The organism is Sphingomonas hankookensis (genome assembly GCF_001619955.1).
Taxonomy (GTDB): domain Bacteria; phylum Pseudomonadota; class Alphaproteobacteria; order Sphingomonadales; family Sphingomonadaceae; genus Sphingomonas; species Sphingomonas hankookensis_A.
On the sequence record NZ_LQQO01000021.1, the window covers coordinates 52,866 to 71,648 of the forward strand.

The 18,783-nt window shown below is 61.8% G+C and carries 20 protein-coding genes; 19 read left to right on the top strand and 1 reads right to left on the bottom strand.

Annotated features, from left to right (window positions below):
• Positions 1-233: 233 nt before the first annotated feature.
• From AVT10_RS10565 to AVT10_RS10645, 19 genes are all read left to right on the top strand, one after another.
• Positions 234-743 carry a DUF2840 domain-containing protein gene (locus AVT10_RS10565; protein ID WP_066114786.1) on the top strand — a complete coding sequence of 170 codons (510 nt, stop codon included), beginning with the start codon at positions 234-236 and terminating at the stop codon, positions 741-743.
• On the top strand, positions 740-1,333 hold the full coding sequence (locus tag AVT10_RS10570; protein ID WP_066690764.1) for a S26 family signal peptidase: 594 nt from the start codon (positions 740-742) through the stop codon (positions 1,331-1,333). The genes AVT10_RS10565 and AVT10_RS10570 overlap by 4 nt, the downstream gene beginning before the upstream one ends.
• Complete coding sequence (locus AVT10_RS10575; RefSeq protein ID WP_066690766.1) at positions 1,330-1,662, top strand: DUF736 domain-containing protein; 333 nt, start codon at positions 1,330-1,332, stop codon at positions 1,660-1,662. The genes AVT10_RS10570 and AVT10_RS10575 overlap by 4 nt, the downstream gene beginning before the upstream one ends.
• 113 nt (positions 1,663-1,775) lie before the next feature.
• Positions 1,776-2,438, top strand: a complete 663-nt coding sequence (locus AVT10_RS17810; RefSeq protein ID WP_232307970.1) for a lytic transglycosylase domain-containing protein — start codon at positions 1,776-1,778, stop codon at positions 2,436-2,438.
• A 235-nt stretch (positions 2,439-2,673) separates the two neighbouring features.
• On the top strand, positions 2,674-4,431 hold the full coding sequence (locus AVT10_RS10580) for a relaxase/mobilization nuclease domain-containing protein (RefSeq protein WP_066690915.1): 1,758 nt from the start codon (positions 2,674-2,676) through the stop codon (positions 4,429-4,431).
• A 28-nt stretch (positions 4,432-4,459) separates the two neighbouring features.
• Positions 4,460-6,523 (top strand): conjugal transfer protein TraG, encoded by a 2,064-nt coding sequence (locus AVT10_RS10585; protein ID WP_066690768.1) that lies wholly within the window; start codon positions 4,460-4,462, stop codon positions 6,521-6,523.
• A gap of 20 nt (positions 6,524-6,543) precedes the next feature.
• Positions 6,544-6,924 (top strand): CopG family transcriptional regulator, encoded by a 381-nt coding sequence (locus AVT10_RS10590; RefSeq protein ID WP_157092747.1) that lies wholly within the window; start codon positions 6,544-6,546, stop codon positions 6,922-6,924.
• Positions 6,925-7,122: 198 nt separating this feature from the next.
• Positions 7,123-8,133 (top strand): hypothetical protein, encoded by a 1,011-nt coding sequence (locus AVT10_RS18240; protein ID WP_157092744.1) that lies wholly within the window; start codon positions 7,123-7,125, stop codon positions 8,131-8,133.
• A 237-nt stretch (positions 8,134-8,370) separates the two neighbouring features.
• The gene (gene trbB / locus AVT10_RS10600) at positions 8,371-9,306 is read left to right on the top strand and encodes a P-type conjugative transfer ATPase TrbB (RefSeq protein ID WP_420038505.1); all 936 of its coding nucleotides are present in this window, start codon (positions 8,371-8,373) and stop codon (positions 9,304-9,306) included.
• Positions 9,303-9,635 (top strand): TrbC/VirB2 family protein, encoded by a 333-nt coding sequence (locus AVT10_RS10605; protein ID WP_066690780.1) that lies wholly within the window; start codon positions 9,303-9,305, stop codon positions 9,633-9,635. The genes trbB and AVT10_RS10605 overlap by 4 nt, the downstream gene beginning before the upstream one ends.
• Positions 9,635-9,904, top strand: coding sequence for a VirB3 family type IV secretion system protein (locus tag AVT10_RS10610; protein WP_066690782.1), 270 nt, complete (start codon positions 9,635-9,637; stop codon positions 9,902-9,904). Before AVT10_RS10605 ends, AVT10_RS10610 begins: the two co-directional genes overlap by 1 nt.
• Positions 9,901-12,357 carry a conjugal transfer protein TrbE gene (trbE, locus tag AVT10_RS10615; protein WP_066690918.1) on the top strand — a complete coding sequence of 819 codons (2,457 nt, stop codon included), beginning with the start codon at positions 9,901-9,903 and terminating at the stop codon, positions 12,355-12,357. The genes AVT10_RS10610 and trbE overlap by 4 nt, the downstream gene beginning before the upstream one ends.
• Positions 12,354-13,073, top strand: a complete 720-nt coding sequence (gene trbJ, locus AVT10_RS10620; RefSeq protein WP_066690784.1) for a P-type conjugative transfer protein TrbJ — start codon at positions 12,354-12,356, stop codon at positions 13,071-13,073. The genes trbE and trbJ overlap by 4 nt, the downstream gene beginning before the upstream one ends.
• A gap of 52 nt (positions 13,074-13,125) precedes the next feature.
• Positions 13,126-13,329 (top strand): putative entry exclusion protein TrbK-alt, encoded by a 204-nt coding sequence (trbK-alt, locus tag AVT10_RS17815; RefSeq protein WP_232307971.1) that lies wholly within the window; start codon positions 13,126-13,128, stop codon positions 13,327-13,329.
• Positions 13,326-14,600 carry a P-type conjugative transfer protein TrbL gene (gene trbL, locus AVT10_RS10625; protein WP_066690787.1) on the top strand — a complete coding sequence of 425 codons (1,275 nt, stop codon included), beginning with the start codon at positions 13,326-13,328 and terminating at the stop codon, positions 14,598-14,600. The genes trbK-alt and trbL overlap by 4 nt, the downstream gene beginning before the upstream one ends.
• A gap of 22 nt (positions 14,601-14,622) precedes the next feature.
• The gene (trbF, locus tag AVT10_RS10630; RefSeq protein ID WP_066690921.1) at positions 14,623-15,306 is read left to right on the top strand and encodes a conjugal transfer protein TrbF; all 684 of its coding nucleotides are present in this window, start codon (positions 14,623-14,625) and stop codon (positions 15,304-15,306) included.
• Positions 15,303-16,214: a P-type conjugative transfer protein TrbG gene (gene trbG, locus AVT10_RS10635; RefSeq protein WP_066690790.1), complete on the top strand. Its 912-nt coding sequence runs from the start codon at positions 15,303-15,305 to the stop codon at positions 16,212-16,214. Before trbF ends, trbG begins: the two co-directional genes overlap by 4 nt.
• Positions 16,215-16,297: 83 nt before the next feature.
• Positions 16,298-17,494, top strand: a complete 1,197-nt coding sequence (locus tag AVT10_RS10640; protein ID WP_232307972.1) for a TrbI/VirB10 family protein — start codon at positions 16,298-16,300, stop codon at positions 17,492-17,494.
• A complete protein-coding gene (locus AVT10_RS10645) occupies positions 17,491-17,718 on the top strand; it encodes a DUF2274 domain-containing protein (protein WP_066690793.1) in 228 nt (75 codons plus the stop codon). The genes AVT10_RS10640 and AVT10_RS10645 overlap by 4 nt, the downstream gene beginning before the upstream one ends.
• Here AVT10_RS10645 and AVT10_RS10650 read toward each other — a convergent pair.
• Positions 17,706-18,602, bottom strand: coding sequence for a LysR family transcriptional regulator (locus AVT10_RS10650; protein ID WP_066690796.1), 897 nt, complete (start codon positions 18,600-18,602; stop codon positions 17,706-17,708). The genes AVT10_RS10645 and AVT10_RS10650 overlap by 13 nt on opposite strands.
• Positions 18,603-18,783: the final 181 nt, after the last annotated feature.

Sequence of the window (18,783 nt, forward strand, 5' to 3'; positions counted from 1 at the left end):
AAAACCGCCAGACTCGGCCCATCAGAAACCCGATCCTCGGCCTATCGGAAACCCGATAGTGCCAGAAACCCGCAGAAATCCGCGACAAATCGACTGCTCTCTAACTTTGCTAATAGAACAGAATCCTTCGGATTCTTGCTAACGGCCCGGCCACCTGTGGAAAACGCTGGCGCAGCGCCGACGCTTCCAGGCCTTGGGACCGCCGCTTTGCGCTCGGGGTCGGGACGGCAATCATGAGCAGTCCGGCATTGCAACGGTCTGCATCCAGACCGCAACCACGCAGCGCGTTGACCGAGGTGGAACTGACCTGGATCGAGAAGCGCTACGAGCAATGGATCCGCTTCGGCCGCATGGCGACGGATCGGATCATCAACCGTCGCACACGCATCGTCGGCTTCCGTCCTGGGACAACCTTCGCGTTTGTGCGCTGGTTGTCGAGCGACTTCGGAACGGTTTACTCCAGCATCGACATCATCACCGCCGTCAAACCCGGCGAGCCTTACACGACGCTGCCATTCGTGCGCCCGGGCGGTGAAATCCTGTTGCATATCGAAGGCTGGCCCAAGGTCGCACAAGTGCTCCAGGCCATCGATGCCGTCGAAGCGGCTGGGGTCGATCCGTGCGACGCATCACCCGATCACTGGCGCCATGTCTGCAACCGCTTGAGCGCCGGAATGCCGGCTCGCGCTTATACGGCTGAGCGCCATGCAGCCTGGCTTCGCCGTAAGGCGCTCGAAGCGTGAGCCGCCGTCCCTATCTGCACGCGACGCTGCTGTCGGCATGCCTGTTCAGCGCCGGATTTGCCGCAGTCGCTGTGCTGGCACCGCGACCGCGATTGATGTGGAACGCGAGCGCCAGCGCGCCCATCGGTCTCTACCGGATCGATAGCGATGCGCCTGTGACGCTCGACCAGCTCGTCGCTGTCGCGCCTAGCGCCGAGATTGCCCGTTTCCTCGACAACCGCCGCTATCTGCCGTCCGGTGTGCCGCTCATGAAGCATGTCGCGGCTTTGCCGGGTCAGCAGGTCTGCCGCGTCGGTGCAGTCATCACGATCGATGGACGGCCATTGGCTGTGGCCAAATTGCAGGACCGCATGGGCCGCGCGCTGCCTGTCTGGCGCGGCTGCCATCGCGTCCGAGCCGGTGAAATCTTCCTCCTCAATCCTGCCCCCGACAGTCTCGATGGGCGCTATTTCGGGGTGCTCCCAGCAGCAGGCCTGATTGGCACCGCGCACCCCGTCCTCACACGCAATGCACCCGGAGAGCCGCTGCGCTGGCGCGTGCCGGACAGACCCATCCCTTTCCCGACGACCAACCAGGAGATCAAGCCATGATGATCGGCGACTTTCAATCCACGCAGGACGGCTTTGCAGGCCGCATCAGGACGCTCATGCTTGATGCTGTTGTGACACTTGTTCCAGCGTCTGCAAACGACAGCGAAAATGCGCCCGACTGGCGCGTTCTGCTTGGCGATGCGGACACCGGTATCGAAATCGGTGCGGGATGGGATCGCACCGGCGAGCGCGCCGGCGCCTATGTTGCGGTACAGATCGATGACCCGGCTTTTGTCCAGCCTTTGCGCGCCAACCTGCTGCGCTCGATGAGTCGGCATGATGAGTATCACCTGCTCTGGACACGTCCAACACATCGCGATCGGAGATAGCCATGGATCGTCGATCACGCTCCGCGAGCAGGCGGCATCCATTGCGGATCGCCTTTCATCTGCACCGCTATCTCCTCCTTCCCGGTCTCTGCCTCGCACTTGGTGTCAGTTCAGTGACCGCCCAGCAGGCAGCGTCTGCTAGCGGGTCAGACCAGTTCGCGGCCCATCCTTACGCGCCGCATGTCGTGGAAGCCTCGCGGCGTTTCGGTATACCCGAACTCTGGATCTGGGCGGTCATGCGGGCCGAAAGCCGGGGCAACTCCCGTGCCGTCTCGCCAGCAGGCGCCATGGGTCTGATGCAGATCATGCCGGGCACTTGGGCAATGCTCACCGAGCGCCACCGGCTTGGATCTGACCCGTTCGATGTCCGCGCAAATATTCTCGGCGGGACAGCCTATCTGCGCGCTATGTGGGACCGATATGGCGACGTCAGCCTGATGCTGGCGGCCTACAATGCCGGGCCGGCTCGTGCTGATGATTATGCAAATGGCCGTCGGCGACTGCCAGCAGAAACCGTCAGCTATGTTGCGCAGATCACCCCAAGCCTTGGTATAGCCAGTACTGTTGCCACTGCGGCGATCCCGGCATCAGCTCCGCAATCTTGGCGTCAGGCGGCGTTGTTTGCGGCGCGTGACTATGGCGGCGCAGAAGTCATCACCGATGCAACTTCGGTGCAGCTGGAACGTGCGATCAGTGCACCAACAGCGGCTTCTTCGCAGCGCGATGAGTCGGCTCCGCACCCCCTGTTTATTCCGCTTTCACCGCGGGTGCCGTGATGGTGTTCTCGGTCGCAGTTCTGACGGTCACGGCGATGTGCGGGCTTGTTCTGGCGGTGAGGCAGGCGTGGGAGAGACAGGTCAGTTTTGGAGGGCAAGATAAAAGGGCTGCCAGCAGGCTAGTCCTATGTGGTTGGGATGATTGGCAGATTTCGTATGGCATGAAGGCATGTCTGCCATACGCTGCTTCGAATTCGGCTTTGTTTTCAACGCAAAACAGTATGGCACACCGACCATGAGCGGGGACGACAGTGAATTTCGTGTCCGGCCGGGATGGGGGAGAGACAGCGGTAAGGGCGCAGGCCAAAGAGGCCAGAAGCTGGCGGCACAGGTCCGCCGTGCTGCAGCACGATCAGGGCAAACGCGCCTGCGCAGAGGTGGGACGCGAACAGGCCGAAGCTCTGGCAGAGCGGGCCGAGGTCGGCTTGCGCTTGCCGCTATGCGACACCGCTCGCCTGGTCAGCGACGGGTTACTGTCCTGGCTCGCATCGTCCGGCACAAGGGCGCACACTATCGCGCCGCACCGCTTGCTCGCCATATCTCCTATCTCGAACGCGACGGGGTGACCCGCGACGGACGCGATGCATCCATGTTCGATGCCCGCTCTGACGAGAGTGATCGCGAAGGCTTCGCCGATCGTTGCGAGGATGACCGGCACCACTTCCGCTTCATCGTCAGTCCCGAAGATGCGGGCGACATGCCGGACCTGCGGGCATTCACCCGCGAGTTGATGACCGACATGGCCAAGGATCTCGGCACCAGGCTGGACTGGGTGGCGGTCGACCACTGGAACACCGACAATCCGCACATTCATATCCTTGTCCGCGGCGTTGCTGATGACGGCACAGACCTGATCATCGACCGCGGCTACATAAGCGATGGACTGCGCCGCCGAGCCGAGGAGCGCGTCACGCTCGAACTCGGACGGCGCAGTGAACTGGATATCCGTACGGCACTTGAACGCGAAGTCGATGCCGAACGGTGGACTGGTCTTGACCGCCAGCTCTCAAAGCTCGGCGAGGACATGTCGGGCCGGGTCGACCTTCGCCCAGGGGGCGATGGCGAACCCGGCATGCGCCGTCTGCTCATCGGCCGTGCCGCCAAGCTGGAACAACTAGGGCTTGCGTCCCGCGAAGGTCCTGCAGTTTGGACCATTGATCCCGGTGCCGAGCGCGCCTTGCGCGATCTTTCGGTCCGCAACGACATCATCAAGACCATGCACCGCGCCATGACCCGGGACGGCGGACGCTTCGATCCAGCTGCACTGGCTCTGCACTCAAAGACGCCCAGTGACCCCATCGTCGGGCGGCTCGTTGAGCGCGGCCTCCAGGATGAACTGGCAGGCAGCGCCTATGCCATCGTCGACGGCACCGATGGCCGTACGCATCACTTGCGCTTCGACGACATGGACATGACCGGCGATGCGAGGCCGGGAGCAATCGTCGAGCTCAGATCATGGGAGGACGCCAAAGGCCAGACACGGCTCTCGCTGGCAACACGTTCGGACGTGCCCCTTGCGGACCAGATCACTTCGCCAGGCGCAACATGGCTCGATCGCCAGATCGTCGCGCGCGAACCGGTAACCACAGGCAATGGCTTCGGACTCGAAGTGCGCAACGCGATGGAGGCCCGCGCGCACCATCTCGAAGCGAAGGGTCTTGCCCGGCGGCAGGGACAGAGGTTGATCCTCGCACAGGACCTTATCGGCACGCTCCGGAACGAAGAGCTTGCGTCGACCGCGCAAGCGATCGCTGCGCGGACCGGGCTTGAGCACAAATCGTCGTCTTCGGGCGAATACGTCAGCGGGATCTATCGCGAGCGCCTGACACTATCGTCCGGGCGCTTCGCGAGGATCGACGACGGTATGAGCTTCCAGCTCGTGCCGTGGCGCCCAGCGCTCGACACGCACCTTGGGCAACACATCACAGGCACGATGTCGCCCGGCGGGACAGTCGATTGGAGCTTGGGTCGCGGGCGGGGGATCGGCCTGTGATGCACCAATTCCGAGAGGACAAAATCCCATGAATGACAAGATTCTCTGGGGCCAGATATTGGCCGTGTTCGCGATTATCCTCTTCACCATCTGGAGCGCGACCCAGTGGACCGCTGCCGCGCTCGGCTATCAGCCGGAACTGGGACAGCCGTGGTTTTGGATCGGCGCTTCCCCCGTCTATCCGCCACCGGCCTTCTTCTGGTGGTGGTTCGCATTCGATGCCTATGCGCCGTCAGTATTCGAGCGCGGTGCCCTCATTGCAGTATCAGGCGGATTTCTGTCCTTCATGGTCGCTATCGCCATGTCTGTCTGGCGTGCCCGCGAACGCCGGAAGGCCGAAACCTATGGCTCGGCGCGGTGGGCCAATGAGCGCGAAATCCGCAAGGCGGGCATGCTCGGAGATGCTGGTGTGGTACTCGGACGCTTCGCGGACACCTATCTCCGGCATGACGGGCCTGAGCATGTCCTCTGCTTCGCACCGACACGGTCAGGCAAAGGTGTGGGCCTGGTCGTTCCAACGCTGCTGACCTGGCCCGGATCGGCGATCATTCACGACATCAAGGGCGAGAACTGGCAGCTCACGGCAGGCTTTCGCGCTCGCCATGGCCGCGTTCTACTGTTCGATCCGACCAATCCCGCTTCCGCCGCTTACAATCCTCTGCTCGAGGTCCGGCGCGGCGAATGGGAAGTGCGCGATGTGCAGAATGTCGCCGACGTGCTGGTCGATCCTGAAGGCAGCCTTGAAAAGCGCAACCACTGGGAAAAGACCAGCCATGCTTTGCTTGTCGGCGCGATCCTTCACGTGCTCTATGCCGAAAAGGACAAATCGCTCGCCGGGGTCGCCGCGTTCCTGTCTGATCCGCGCTGCGGGATCGAAACGACGCTGCACCGGATGAAAGCCACCCGGCATCTTGGTGAAAAGGGTGTCCACCCCGTCGTGGCGGCAGCGGCGCAGGAACTGCTCAACAAATCGGACAATGAGCGGTCCGGCGTGCTGTCGACCGCGATGTCGTTCCTTGGGCTCTACCGCGATCCGGTGGTGGCGAAGGTCACCAGCGCGTCGCATTGGCGCATCGCAGACCTTATGGCCGGTCAGCATCCGACCTCGCTGTATCTCGTCATTCCGCCCGGTGACATCAGCCGGACCAAGCCGCTCATCCGGCTGCTCCTCAACCAGATCGGCCGACGCCTGACCGAAGACCTCAATCCCGGCAATCGTCCGCAGAGTCTGCTTCTCATGCTCGACGAGTTTCCGGCGCTCGGACGGCTCGATTTCTTCGAGAGCGCACTTGCCTTCATGGCGGGCTACGGGATCAAGGCGTTCCTGATCGCGCAGTCATTGAACCAGATCGAGAAGGCTTACGGCCAGAACAATGCCATCCTCGACAACTGTCACGTCAGGGTCAGTTTTGCGACCAATGACGAGCGGACTGCGAAGCGAATCTCGGAAGCCTTGGGAACCGCGACGGAAATGCGGGCCATGAAGAATTATGCAGGGCACCGGCTTTCACCATGGCTGGGGCATCTCATGGTCTCGCGCTCCGAGACAGCACGGGCCTTGCTGACGCCCGGCGAAGTGATGCAACTGCCCCCAGATGACGAGGTCGTGATGGCTGCTGGGATCCCGCCGATCCGTGCGCACAAGGCACGTTATTTCCGAGACCCGCGATTCACCATGCGTGTGCTCGAGCCACCAAAGCCGGTACACGCCAATTTCTCGAAAGCTGCTGCAGATGATTGGTCTGGCCGTGAGCCCATCCAAGCCGAACAGCTTCTCCAGGCTCCCGAGGCCAATGGACGGCCCGCAGCGATAGGAGCTTTGAAAACCACCAGGCCCAATGCGTCCGTCAAGAGGCGCAACATGAAGTCGAAGGCCGATAGTCAGACCGAGACCAGCGGTATCCGCCAGGAGCCCGGCCTGCCCGAGCATGAGAATATCGCGCCGGAGCCGGACCGTCCCTTCAACCCGTTCGATCCCGACGCCGACACATCCCCGGACGAGACGGTACAGAACCGGCAGGCCATTGACCGGGCCATGCGGCGCAATGCGCGTAATGCCTCGCTCGATCCAGACGATGGAATCGAGCTGTGAAGAAGCCTGATCGCCAAAAGATGACGTTCCGCATCGATGCCCACTTGGCGCGACAGCTTTCGGAGCGTGCGCGGTCCAGGCGGGTGTCGCAAACAGAAGTCCTCGAGGCCGCGCTCGCTTCGATGCTCACTCCTGACCAGGAGGAACGGGTCGAGGCCGTGCTGACCAAGCGGCTCGACCGGATATCGCGGCAGCTTGAGCGCCTCGAATGGCATGTTGAGCTGTCGAATGAAGCGTTTGCGATCTTCGTGCGGTTCTGGCTGACCAGCAATGCTCCGTTGCCCGACGAGGCAATGCGGGCGGCACAGACAACCGGGAAAAAGCGGTATCAGGCCTTTGTGGAGTCCTTAGCGCGGCGGATGGAGACTGGGCCGAAGCTGCGGGAAGAGATGGAAGGGTAAGAAACCGACCCTGGCGATGGCCTTTGGTTTGTGGTCAGCCTCTCATCCGACTTTAAGCCCACAACATCATCACGAAGGTTAATGCCGTCACATACGCGCGCCGGCAGTGCCCCTGCAAAAATGTTGCCTGACATTTTCTGCTGCCCGGCACATATATTCATGCTTCATATGGCCGGAAATTCCAGAAATTGGTGATGCATGCTCGTACTGGTGGAAGACAAAAAGGCGAAAGACGCAGCCCAGAAGGCTATGGAAGACGGCCTGACTAGATCTTTGCAGTGCATCGGAAAGCGCAACATCGGCTTTCCCAGCGGAAATCTCGACGAAACTATGTATGCCAACGGTGACGGCACTTTGTGGGCAGCGTTCTCGCATGCCAATGATGCCAAAATACCGAGGCGCTGGAATGCCTTCGGAGTCTATGACAGCGAGCGCCATACCCAGATGATTACCGTCGAGATTAACGTCCCGACCACTACGAATTCCGCATCTGTCGCAGGTTTCTTCGCTCACGACCCATCAACGGGCGCCACCTATCTCATGCACGATGGAAGCGTGGGCGGCGGGAAAAAGGGCGTTGGACGCGGTGCTTTCATGAGTTGGTCAGACAGTGTCCTAGAGGATGTCGAACGAACGACAGGCGAGCCAAGATCAGGGATCGTCATCGGTCGGGTAGATGATCCCGATCTGGCTGGCCGCATCTGGACCTTCGTCTGCACCGTCCGTCAATTCAAGGACGCCGTGAAGCGAGGAGACCTTGATAACGTCGCTGCTCGTAAGAAGATCGCTGAATGGGATAAATTCAGAGATGAAGCTTCAGGCCGCCGGAAAGGACGGCGACGCCCCGAGTTCGATTATTTTTCTTACCACGGCGATGTTGTGAGGGCGCTTCGTGATGAACGCCAGGCAATGGCCGCAAAAAATGAAGTGGTCGTAAACAGTCTGCTTGTCGACCTCATGGTGAAAATCGGAAGCAGGATGACCGAAATTTATGAGGTCAAAACGGACTGCGGGCGCCAGTCTCTCTACACAGGTATCGGTCAACTCTTAGCCCACTCAGTCCGCGAAGGCGCAGAAGTCAATCGGACACTGGTCCTGCCAGAAGGGGACCTGCCAGAGGGGATGGATCTCTGCTTAGCAGAACTCGGAATCAAGTTGCGCCGCTTCCACCTAACGCCAGCACCGAACCGCAAGGTTGTATTGGCCTAACCATCAAATCCCCGGCGTAAGCGTCGCAGCGTCGACGGCTGATACAGGTCGCAATCTACGCTCATCCCTGTTTTTCTGCGCCCCACTACGATGATGCTAAATCCTTGTTGAATCTGCCCCTTTTCTGCGTCTCTTAATCGTCCCCGTCGAGCAGGACGAACTTGTCCCGCTCCCAAGGCGGGGTATCCGATGGGCATTGAGCCAGTCAAAATCGAGGCACGTTCACGCGGCGCACGCATGCTGCGCACCGCGATGGGTGCATCGATCTCAACCTGGCTTGCCGATCCGCAGGTCATCGAGATCATGCTCAATCCCGATGGGCGGCTCTGGGTCGATCGTTTGGGTATGGGTCTCTCGGACAGCGGTGACCGGCTAACGGCTGCCGATGGGGAGCGCATAATCCGCTTGGTCGCTCATCATGTCGGTGCCGAAGTCCACAGCGATGCTCCCCGCGTGTCGGCCGAGCTGCCGGAAAGCGGGGAGAGGTTTGAAGGCCTTCTGCCACCGGTGGTAGCCGCACCAACCTTCGCGATCCGCAAGCCCGCCATCGCAGTGTTTCTGCTCGAAGACTATGTCGGTTCCGGGATCATGTCCGTTCAAGAGGCCGCAACGCTTCGCTCCGGCGTGGCTGACCGCCTCAACATCCTCGTCGCGGGCGGAACCGGCACCGGCAAAACCACCCTGACCAATGCTCTACTCGCCGAGGTGGCCAGAACCACAGATAGAGTCGTGCTCATCGAAGACACCCGCGAGCTGCAATGTCGCGCGCCAAACCTCGTGGCAATGCGGACAAAAGATGGCGTGGCTTCGCTATCCGACCTGGTTCGATCCAGCCTCCGTCTGCGCCCTGACCGGATCCCGATTGGCGAAGTGCGCGGCGCCGAGGCGCTCGATCTGCTCAAAGCCTGGGGCACTGGCCACCCTGGCGGGATCGGAACGATCCATGCCGGAAGCGCCATGGGCGCACTTCGGCGGATGGAGCAATTAATCCAGGAAGCGGTCCTCACCGTTCCGCGCGCCCTGATTGCCGAGACTATCAACCTCGTTGCCGTGCTGGTGCGCGAGGGCACGGGACGACGTCTCGCTGAACTGGCCCGCGTCGACGGGCTCGACCCTGTCACCGGCGATTATCGACTGATCCCCGCCACCCAAACTCAAGGAAACCTCCTATGACCCGTGCCCTCCGGCGTGGCACCACTCGTGCTTCGCTCGCCGCTGCCGCAGCATTTGTTGCGGTGGCCACTTCCACCCCGGCCCTTGCTGGTGGATCGTCGATGCCGTGGGAAGCACCACTGCAATCGATCCTTGAAAGCATCGAAGGGCCGGTCGCCAAGATTGTCGCGGTGATCATCATCATCGTCACCGGCCTCAGCTTGGCGTTCGGCGATACGTCCGGCGGCTTTCGCCGGCTGATCCAGATCGTTTTCGGCCTCTCGATCGCCTTTGCCGCATCGAGCTTCTTCCTCAGCTTCTTCAGCTTTGGCGGCGGGGCGCTCATCTGATGCCACCGGCTGACGATATCTTGGGCTACTACGCGCCGGTCCACCGCGCGCTGGCAGAGCCGATTCTGCTCGGCGGTGCCCCTCGTGCTCTGGCCATCGTCAATGGTACGTTGGCGGGCGCGATTGGCCTCGGCTTGCGGCTGTGGCTCGCGGGCCTCGCGATATGGGCAATCGGACACGCGCTCGCTGTCTGGGCGGCCCGGCGCGATCCCCAGTTTGTCGACGTCGCGCGTCGTCACCTCAAATATCCGACGTGGGTGCGGCCATGATGTCGCTCCGCGAATACCGCGCCAAATCCGCCAGTCTGGCCGATTTCCTCCCCTGGGTCGCACTGGTGGGGCCGGGCGTGGTGCTCAACAAGGACGGATCGTTTCAGCGCACGGCGCGCTTTCGCGGTCCGGATCTCGACAGCGCCACGCCCGCTGAGCTGGTTGCCGTGACATCACGCCTCAATAATGCCCTGAGACGACTGGGCTCGGGATGGGCCGTGTTCGTCGAAGCGCAGCGTGTCCCCGCACAGGCTTACCCGCACAGCAATTTCCCCGATCCCGTTTCGGCCCTGGTCGACATGGAACGTCGTGAGCAGTTTCGCGAAGAGGGAGCGCACTTCGAGAGCGGCTACTACCTCACCCTGCTGTGGATGCCGCCGCCGGAGGATGCGGCCCGTGCCGAAAGCTGGCTCTACGAGGGCAAGGCGGCGACGGGTGTCGACCCAAACGAGCTGGTTAAGTCCTTCGTCGATCGGACGGACCGCGTACTGCACCTTGTCGAGGGCTTCATGCCCGATGCCGGCTGGCTCGATGATCGCGCGACGCTGACCTATCTTCACAGCACTGTTTCCACCAAAATCCAGCATGTCCGCGTTCCCGAAACGCCCGTCTATCTCGACGCCTTGCTGACCGACGAGCCGCTGACCGGCGGTCTCGAACCGAAGCTCGGGCAAGCCCATCTGCGCACACTCACCATTACCGGCTTCCCGACCGCAACATTTCCCGGACTGCTCGACGAACTCAACCGGCAGGCATTTCCATACCGGTGGTCGACCCGTGCGATCATGCTCGACAAGACCGATGCAACCAAGCTGCTGGCAAAAATCCGCCGCCAATGGTTCGCCAAGCGCAAATCGGTCGCCGCCATTCTCAAGGAGGTGATGACCAACGAGCAATCGGTACTCATGGATTCGGACGCTTCGAACAAGGCTGCCGACGCTGACATGGCGCTTCAGGAACTCGGCGCCGACCATGCCGGCATTGCCTACGTTACGGCAACGGTCACCGTTTGGGACCGCGATCCGGCGCTTGCTGCCGAGAAGCTTCGCCTGGTCGAGAAGGTCATCCAGGGCCGCGATTTCACCTGCACGATCGAGGGCATGAACGCGATCGAGGCGTGGCTGGGATCGCTCCCCGGCCATGTCTACGCCAATGTCCGCCAGCCCCCCATTTCCACGCTCAATCTCGCCCACCTGATCCCCCTGTCAGCGGTATGGGCGGGAGCGGAACGGGACGAGCATTTCGGTGACGCCCCCTTGCTTTACGGCAAGACCGAAGGCTCGACCCCGTTCCGCCTTTCCCTTCATGTCGGCGATGTCGGCCACAGCCTGATTGTTGGCCCGACAGGGGCCGGGAAATCGGTGCTGCTTGCGCTGATGGCGCTGCAATTCCGGCGCTACCCCGGCTCGCAAATCTTCGCCTTCGACTTCGGCGGTTCCATCCGGGCCGCAGCACTTGGAATGGGCGGCGATTGGCAGGACCTGGGCGGTGCCCTCAGCGCAGATGAGGATGACAACACGGCCGTCGCGCTTCAACCGCTCGCCCGAATCGACAATCCGGGTGAGCGCGCCTGGGCCGCGGAATGGCTGGCAGCGATGTTCGCGGGCGAAGGCGTGCATGTTGACCCGGCGGCAAAGGAGCATCTCTGGTCGGCGCTGACGTCACTTGCGTCCGCCCCGCCGCCCGAACGCACCCTGACCGGACTAGCCGTACTGCTGCAATCGCAGGAGCTGAAACAGGCGCTGTCGCCCTACCTCGTCGGAGGCCCCTGGGGCAGGCTGCTTGATGCCGAGCAGGAACGTCTTGGTGAGGCCCCGGTCCAGGCATTCGAGACCGAGGGTCTAATCGGCGCGTCGTCGGCTGCGGCTGTTCTCGCCTATCTGTTTCACCGGATCGAAGGTCGGCTCGACGGCTCGCCAACCATGATCATCATCGATGAGGGCTGGCTGGTGCTCGATAGCCCGGCCTTTGCCGCACAACTGCGCGAATGGCTGAAGACGCTGCGCAAGAAGAATGCCAGCGTCATCTTCGCCACGCAAAGCCTTGCCGACATCGAGACCTCGGCTATCGCGCCGGCCATCATCGAGAGCTGCCCGACGCGGATATTTCTGCCTAACGAGCGGGCCGCCGAACCCCAGATTGCCAAGGTGTATGAGCGGTTTGGACTGAATGACCGGCAAATCGAGATCCTGAGCCGGGCCACGCCGAAGCGCGATTATTACTGCCAGTCACGGCGCGGCAATCGCCTGTTCGAACTTGGCCTTGGCGAGGTCGCACTCGCCTTCAGCGCGGCATCCTCCAAATCCGACCAGCTCCGCATTGCCGAACTTGTCGCTGCCCATGGCCGCGACGGTTTTGCCGCGGCCTGGCTCCGGCATCGCAGCCTCGCATGGGCGGCCGAACTGCTTCCTCCCCCGCCGCCCGCACTCAACGGAAAGGAAATCCTCCCATGAAAATTCCCGTCCTCCGCCGCACCCTCATGGCGACGGCAATCGCCACCTCGCTGGTGGCAGGCACCATGATCGCCGCGCCAGCGCAGGCCCAGTTCGGCGGGATTGTCTATGATCCCAGCAACTACGCGCAAAACGTGCTGACCGCCGCCCGGACGCTGCAGCAGATCAACAACCAGATCCAGCAGATCCAGAATCAGGCGACCAGCTTGATCAACGAAGCGCGCAATCTCGCCAGCTTGCCGGTGTCGACGATCCAGACGCTCCAGCAACAGGTCGATCAGACACGGCAGTTGCTCAACCAGGCGCAGCGGATCGCCTACGATGTAACCGACGTCCAGCAGGTGTTCAACGGTCGCTACAAGGGCGCAGCCCTGTCAGCGGGACAGGCTCAGATGGTCGCCAATGCCGATGCCCGCTGGCAGGACAGCGTCGGCGCGTTTGAAGATGCCATGAAGGTTCAGGCCGGGATCGTTGGCAATCTCGGCGCGACCCGCAGCACCATCACGACGCTTGTTGGTGCCAGCCAGTCGGCAACAGGCGCTCTTCAGGCAGCACAGGCGGGAAATCAGCTGCTCGCGTTGCAGACCCAGCAGCTTGCCGATCTGACAGCGGTCATCGCGGCGCAGGGCCGCGCACAGGCACTGGAAGCTGCCCGCAGTGCAGCGACTGAGGCTGAAGGACGCGAGCGCTTCCGCCGCTTCCGGACCCGCAACTGACATGAGCCGGTCGGTCAAGTTGGCGGCGGCCGCAGCACTTGGCGGGCTCCTCATGGCGATCGCGATTGCTTCGGCAACGCGGTCGCCAGTGGTGCCAACGACGACCATCCTTGTCGCTGACGAGGCAACGTCTCCCGACCCTCATGCCGCCGAACTCAGGCGCTGTCGGACAATCACCATGCCGGAATCTGGGTGCGACGCCGTCTGGGATGCCGAACGCCAGCGATTTTTCCATGGAAGGGATGGTCACCGATGAATGACACCGGCGTGATCGACCAGTTCCTGGCGGTCTTCATCCAATATATCGACAGTGGCTTTGGCCTGCTGGGCGGCGAGGTGGGGTTCCTGTCATCGACCCTGATCGTGATCGACGTCACGCTGGCGGCCTTGTTCTGGGCTTGGGGCACGGACGAGGATGTCCTGCAGCGTCTGATCAAGAAGACGCTCTATATCGGCACTTTCGCATTCATCATCGGCAACTTCTCGAACCTCGCCGGGATCATGCTCCAGAGCTTTGCCGGTCTCGGCCTCCAGGCCAGCGGCAGCGGCATGGCGATTGGCGATTTCATGCGCCCCGGTGTCGTCGCCGCCACCGGGCTTGATGCCGGACAGCCTCTGATCGATGCGACCGCAGACCTCGTCGGACCGGTAGGGCTCTTCACAAACTTCGTGCAGATCCTCATCCTGCTGATTGCCTGGGTGATCGTCGTAATCGCCTTCTTCGTGCTGGCAATCCAGGTCTTCGTCACGATCATCGAGTTCAAGCTGGTCACGCTTGCAGGCTTCGTCCTGCTACCGTTTGCCTTCTTTGGACGCACCGCCTTCATGGCAGAGCGCGTTCTTGGGCATATCATTTCGTCGGGGATCAAGGTCCTCGTGCTGGCCGTCATCACCGGCATCGGCACCACTCTTTTTGCGCAGTTCATCAACGCCGGGCTTGGCGCCGAACCTGACATCCAGCAGGTCATGGCCATTGCTCTGGCTGCATTGACACTGCTCGGCCTCGGCATTTTTGGTCCCAGCATCGCTAACGGCATCGTTGCCGGTGGCCCGCAGCTCGGCGCAGGCGCGGCGGCAGGAACGGTGATTGCTGCAGGTGCTACATTGGCTGGTGGTATCGCGGGCGCCAAGCTTGCTGCGGGTGCCGCCGGATCGGCCATGGCAGGAGCTGCCACTGGAGGCGCTCGCGCCGCGGGTGGTGCCTCGCGCGCCTACGCAGCAGGCGCCGCCGGCAAGACTGGCGGCGCCGCAGCGGCATCGGGTTTTGCCAACGTCGCGAAATCGGCCGCCGACGCTGCAACCTCGCCGCTCAAGCGCGCAGCCAATAGCCTCAAGGCCAACTATGCCTCGGCGAAGGCTGACGCTCCCAAAGACGGAACAGCGACGCCTGACGGTCCACCGGCTTGGGCAACAGCAATGCGGCGCCGGCAGACCATGGGCCAAGGCGCCTCCATTGCCACGCACACGCTGAAGGGCGGCGACAGCCATGGCAGCGGCTCAGGCCCCGACATCACCGACAAGAGCTGAAATCATCCACGAGGACATCACCATGTTTCGACGTCCATCCATCCGCTACGGGGCAAGTCCCGAACCCGTCACTCCCTATCAGCGCGCAGCGCAGGTGTGGGACGATCGTATTGGCTCCGCACGCGTCCAGGCGAAAAACTGGCGCCTGGCATTCTTTGGCTGCCTTGCGCTTTCGGGTGGACTTGCGGGAAGTCTGGTCTGGCAATCCGCACGCGGCACAATCACCCCATGGGTGGTCGAAGTCGACAAGTTGGGACAGGCTCAGGCCATTGCTCCGGCAGACGCCGATTTTCGTCCAACTGATCCTCAAATGGCTTTTCACCTCGCCCGTTTCATCGAGCAGGTGCGCTCCATTCCGGCCGATCCCATTGTGTTGCGGCAGGACTGGCTCAGAGCCTACGACTTCACCACTGACCGCGGCGCACAGGCGCTCAACGACTATGCGCGTGGCAACGATCCTTTCGCCCAAGTCGGCAAGGTGCAGGTCGCAGTGGATGTCTCAAGCGTCATCCGTGCCTCGAACGACAGCTTCCGCGTCGCATGGACCGAGAGGCGCTATCAAGACGGGGCGCTGATCGAAACCACACGTTGGTCCGCCATTCTAACCACGGTCGTGCAGCCGCCACGAACACCTGACGCGCTGCGCAAGAATCCGCTCGGCCTGTTTGTCAACGCCATCAACTGGTCAAAGGAGCTTAGCCAATGATCCCCCATTCACGCGCGCTGCGCCTGTCGCTTCTGTTGTCGGTAACCGCTCTCGGAAACATCCCTGTCCCTGTCATTGCCAGCGGGGCACCCGTTCGAGCTTTTGCGCAGACGCCGCCGCCCACTGCCGAACCTGCAGACCCGCGAACACGTATCGGTCGCGCAAACGCTGCGGCGCGCGTGCAGCCGGAGCGGACAAGCTATTTCAATGCGATCCAGCAATATGCCTATGCTGAAGGCGCGCTGTTCCAGATCTACACCTCACCGGGGCATGTCACGAATATCATGCTTCAAGAAGGCGAGGAGCTTGTGGGGCCGGGGCCGGTAGCATCGGGCGATACAGTCCGCTGGATCATCGGAGATACAGTGAGCGGCACCGGCCTTACGCGCCGCGTCCACATTTTGGTGAAGCCAACGCGGGCCGATATCAGCACCAATCTGGTCATCAACACCAATCGTCGTACCTATCACCTCGAACTGAGCGCCACGACGTCCACCTATATGGCAGCCGTCTCCTGGACCTATCCGCAGGATGCCCTCATTGCTCTGCGCAGCGCTGAGGCCGAAGCCGAACGCAGCGCCCCGGTTGCGGCAGGAATCGACTTTTCAGCGCTTAGCTTTGACTACCGCATGTCTGGTGACCGGCCGCAATGGCGACCATTGCGGGTCTTTGATGACGGACGCCAGGTCTTCATCGAGTTCCCCGCGAGCATCGCCAACGGTGATATGCCACCCCTCTTCGTAATCGGCGCAGACGGTTCGGCGGAACTCGTCAACTATCGGGTGCGAGGGCGCTACATGGTCGTAGACCGGCTATTCGATAAAGCCGAGCTGCGGCTCGGTGCCGGCCGCAACGCACGTCAGGTTCGCATCGTACGCGAAATTCCCCGCAGCAGGGGGCGGGCATGATCACATCCTCCCAGGTTCATCATCAGCCATCTGCCGACGAGCTGCTCAAGGATTTGCATGAAAAGCCGGAAGCAGAAGCCCCAATGGCGCCGACCAGCCCCGACGGCTTTCGCCTTGGCGGAGAGCCGCCACGCGTAATGCGGCTATCGCGAAAGGCTCTTGCCACGCTCGGCGTGGCTGCCAGCGTCGCCATTGGCGGTTCGCTCATCTATGCCCTTCAGCCCAAGTCGCCTGTACCGCCAGAAAACCTCTTCGATACAAACAGCCGGAACCGCGCTGATCAGGTGACCGGCGCGCCAGCCAACTATAGCGATGTCCCCAAACTAGGGCCTCCGCTACCAGGTGATCTGGGAAGGCCAATCGTCGCTGCACAACAGGGTGGTCAAAATGTCCCGATTCCCCCAATCGGACCGCCAGCTAATGACACAGCAACGTCCGATCCAAGGCAGATAGCTGCGGAGCAATCGCGGGAACGGGCCGCGCAGGAGCGCGACAGCGCGCGCACGAGTCAGCTGTTTCTGGCAGGGGGAACACGGGAAAACGAGAATCGAGCCGATGCGGCGCCTAACGCAATACCTGCGATTGCCAATTCCGCCGGTGAGGCGGCTCAGGCCGCTCCTGCCTCACCGTCGACCAGTCGCCGTTCATTTTTGGAGCGAAGGGCGGATCGTAGGACAGAGAGCCCCGAGCGCATTATGCGGCTTGGGTCTCCCAACGTCGTGCAGGCAGGAAGCATCATTCCCGCTGCGTTGATCACGGGAATTCGCTCGGATCTCCCTGGCCAGATCACGGCGCAGGTCACGCAGAATGTCTATGACAGCCCCACCGGACGCATCCTGCTGATTCCGCAAGGGGCGCGTCTGATCGGCGAGTACGACAGCGACGTTGCGTCCGGGCAAAACCGCGTACTGCTGGCCTGGGACAGGCTCATCCTCCCGGGTGGGCACTCGATCCTGCTCGACCGGCTTCCCGGTGCAGATGTCGCAGGTATGGCCGGCCTTCAGGATCGCACCAACTTCCACTGGGGCAACATGCTTAAGGCTGCCCTGATCTCAACACTGCTCGGCGCGGGCACGGAACTGGTCGCCAGTGATGAGAGCGATCTCGTCCGGGCACTGCGCTACGGCACACAGGATACCGTTAGCCAGACGGGGCGGCAGGTGGTGCAGCGGCAGCTCAATGTTCCACCCACCCTTACCGTGCGTCCGGGGTTTGCTCTCCGGATCATTGTCACGCGTGACCTGATCCTTGAGCCCTTTCAGACAGGAGAAGCGCGATGACCCGGCTCAAACTGACCGATCTTGCCGACGAAAAGCCTGTACGTCTGACACTCGAACTGCCAGCGCGGCTGCACCGGGATCTTACCGCCTATGCCCTTGCGGTGAACGGGGGCGATCCGAAGGGGGCGCCCACGGTCGAAAGGCTTGTCCCGCCCATGCTGGAGCGATTTATTGCCACCGACCGGGGCTTCGCCAAAGGGCGTCGAAATTCTCAGGCGGGGTAGCGCTCGTTGATGAGCGTGAAGAAGCGTTGCAGCGCGGGATTTTCATTGTCCTCGCGCCAGTAGACCGAAAACTCCAGGCGGGCCGTTCCACCTTGATCATGGATTTCCCGGAAATTGAGCCCGGGCCATGTCACGCCCTGTGAAGCTTCGGTCGCGATCGTGATGAAACGCCCGACCGACACGATGCTGAGGACGCTTTCCAGGCTTGTATCCTGGACAATGATATTGGGGCGGTAGCCTTGCTCGGTCAGGCGCGCGGCCAGCAGGTTTGAAATGATAGGGCCAACCCCACTGCCGGGGACGACAAACACTTCGCGCCGCAGGTCAGACCAATAGATGCGTTCGTTCTGCAACAAGCGATGACCGTCGAGCAGAGTCACCATCAGACGATCCGACCAGACCCGTCGCGACCGTATCCCCGCCTCTTCCATACCTGTCGGAGCCACCGCGACATCGATCGTCCGGGCTTGCAAGCGATGGAGCAGGCGCTCGGGACCAGCTTCGACGCCATCGAATTGAACGTCGGGAAACCGCACCAGGTAATCCGAGAAGGTCTGCTTGAGGTTTCCGGCCATCAGGGACGAACTGTAGCCAACCGCGAGCCGACCTTGTTCGCCGTAACTGACCGCCCGCGCAGTGGTTTGCAGATTGTCGATATCGGTGATGATACGCCGGGCGGATTCGATGAATACCTTGCCCATTTCGGTCGGCTCAGCGCCGCGCGTAGACCGAGTGAAGAGCTTGATTCCCAGCTGATCCTCAAGCTGCGTTACCCGTTGGCTGAGCGTCGCCTGTCGCATGTTGAGCGCCGCCGCAGCCCGGGACAAACTGCTCATGTCTGCCGTCAGCACTGCGTAGCGCAGCTGCCGAACCTCGATCGTCATGCATCCGCCCCCAAACTCGCTCCCTTATGCCAATTGAGCCAAGTTCAGCATTCGTGTTCAATGAAAAAATTCATCATCAGCAATGTAGTGCATTGAAACGAGAACTTAAGCACAGATTTTACAGTTCAGAGAGCTGCCCAGATATCTCTCCAATTTGGAGAAATATCTGGGCCACACTGTA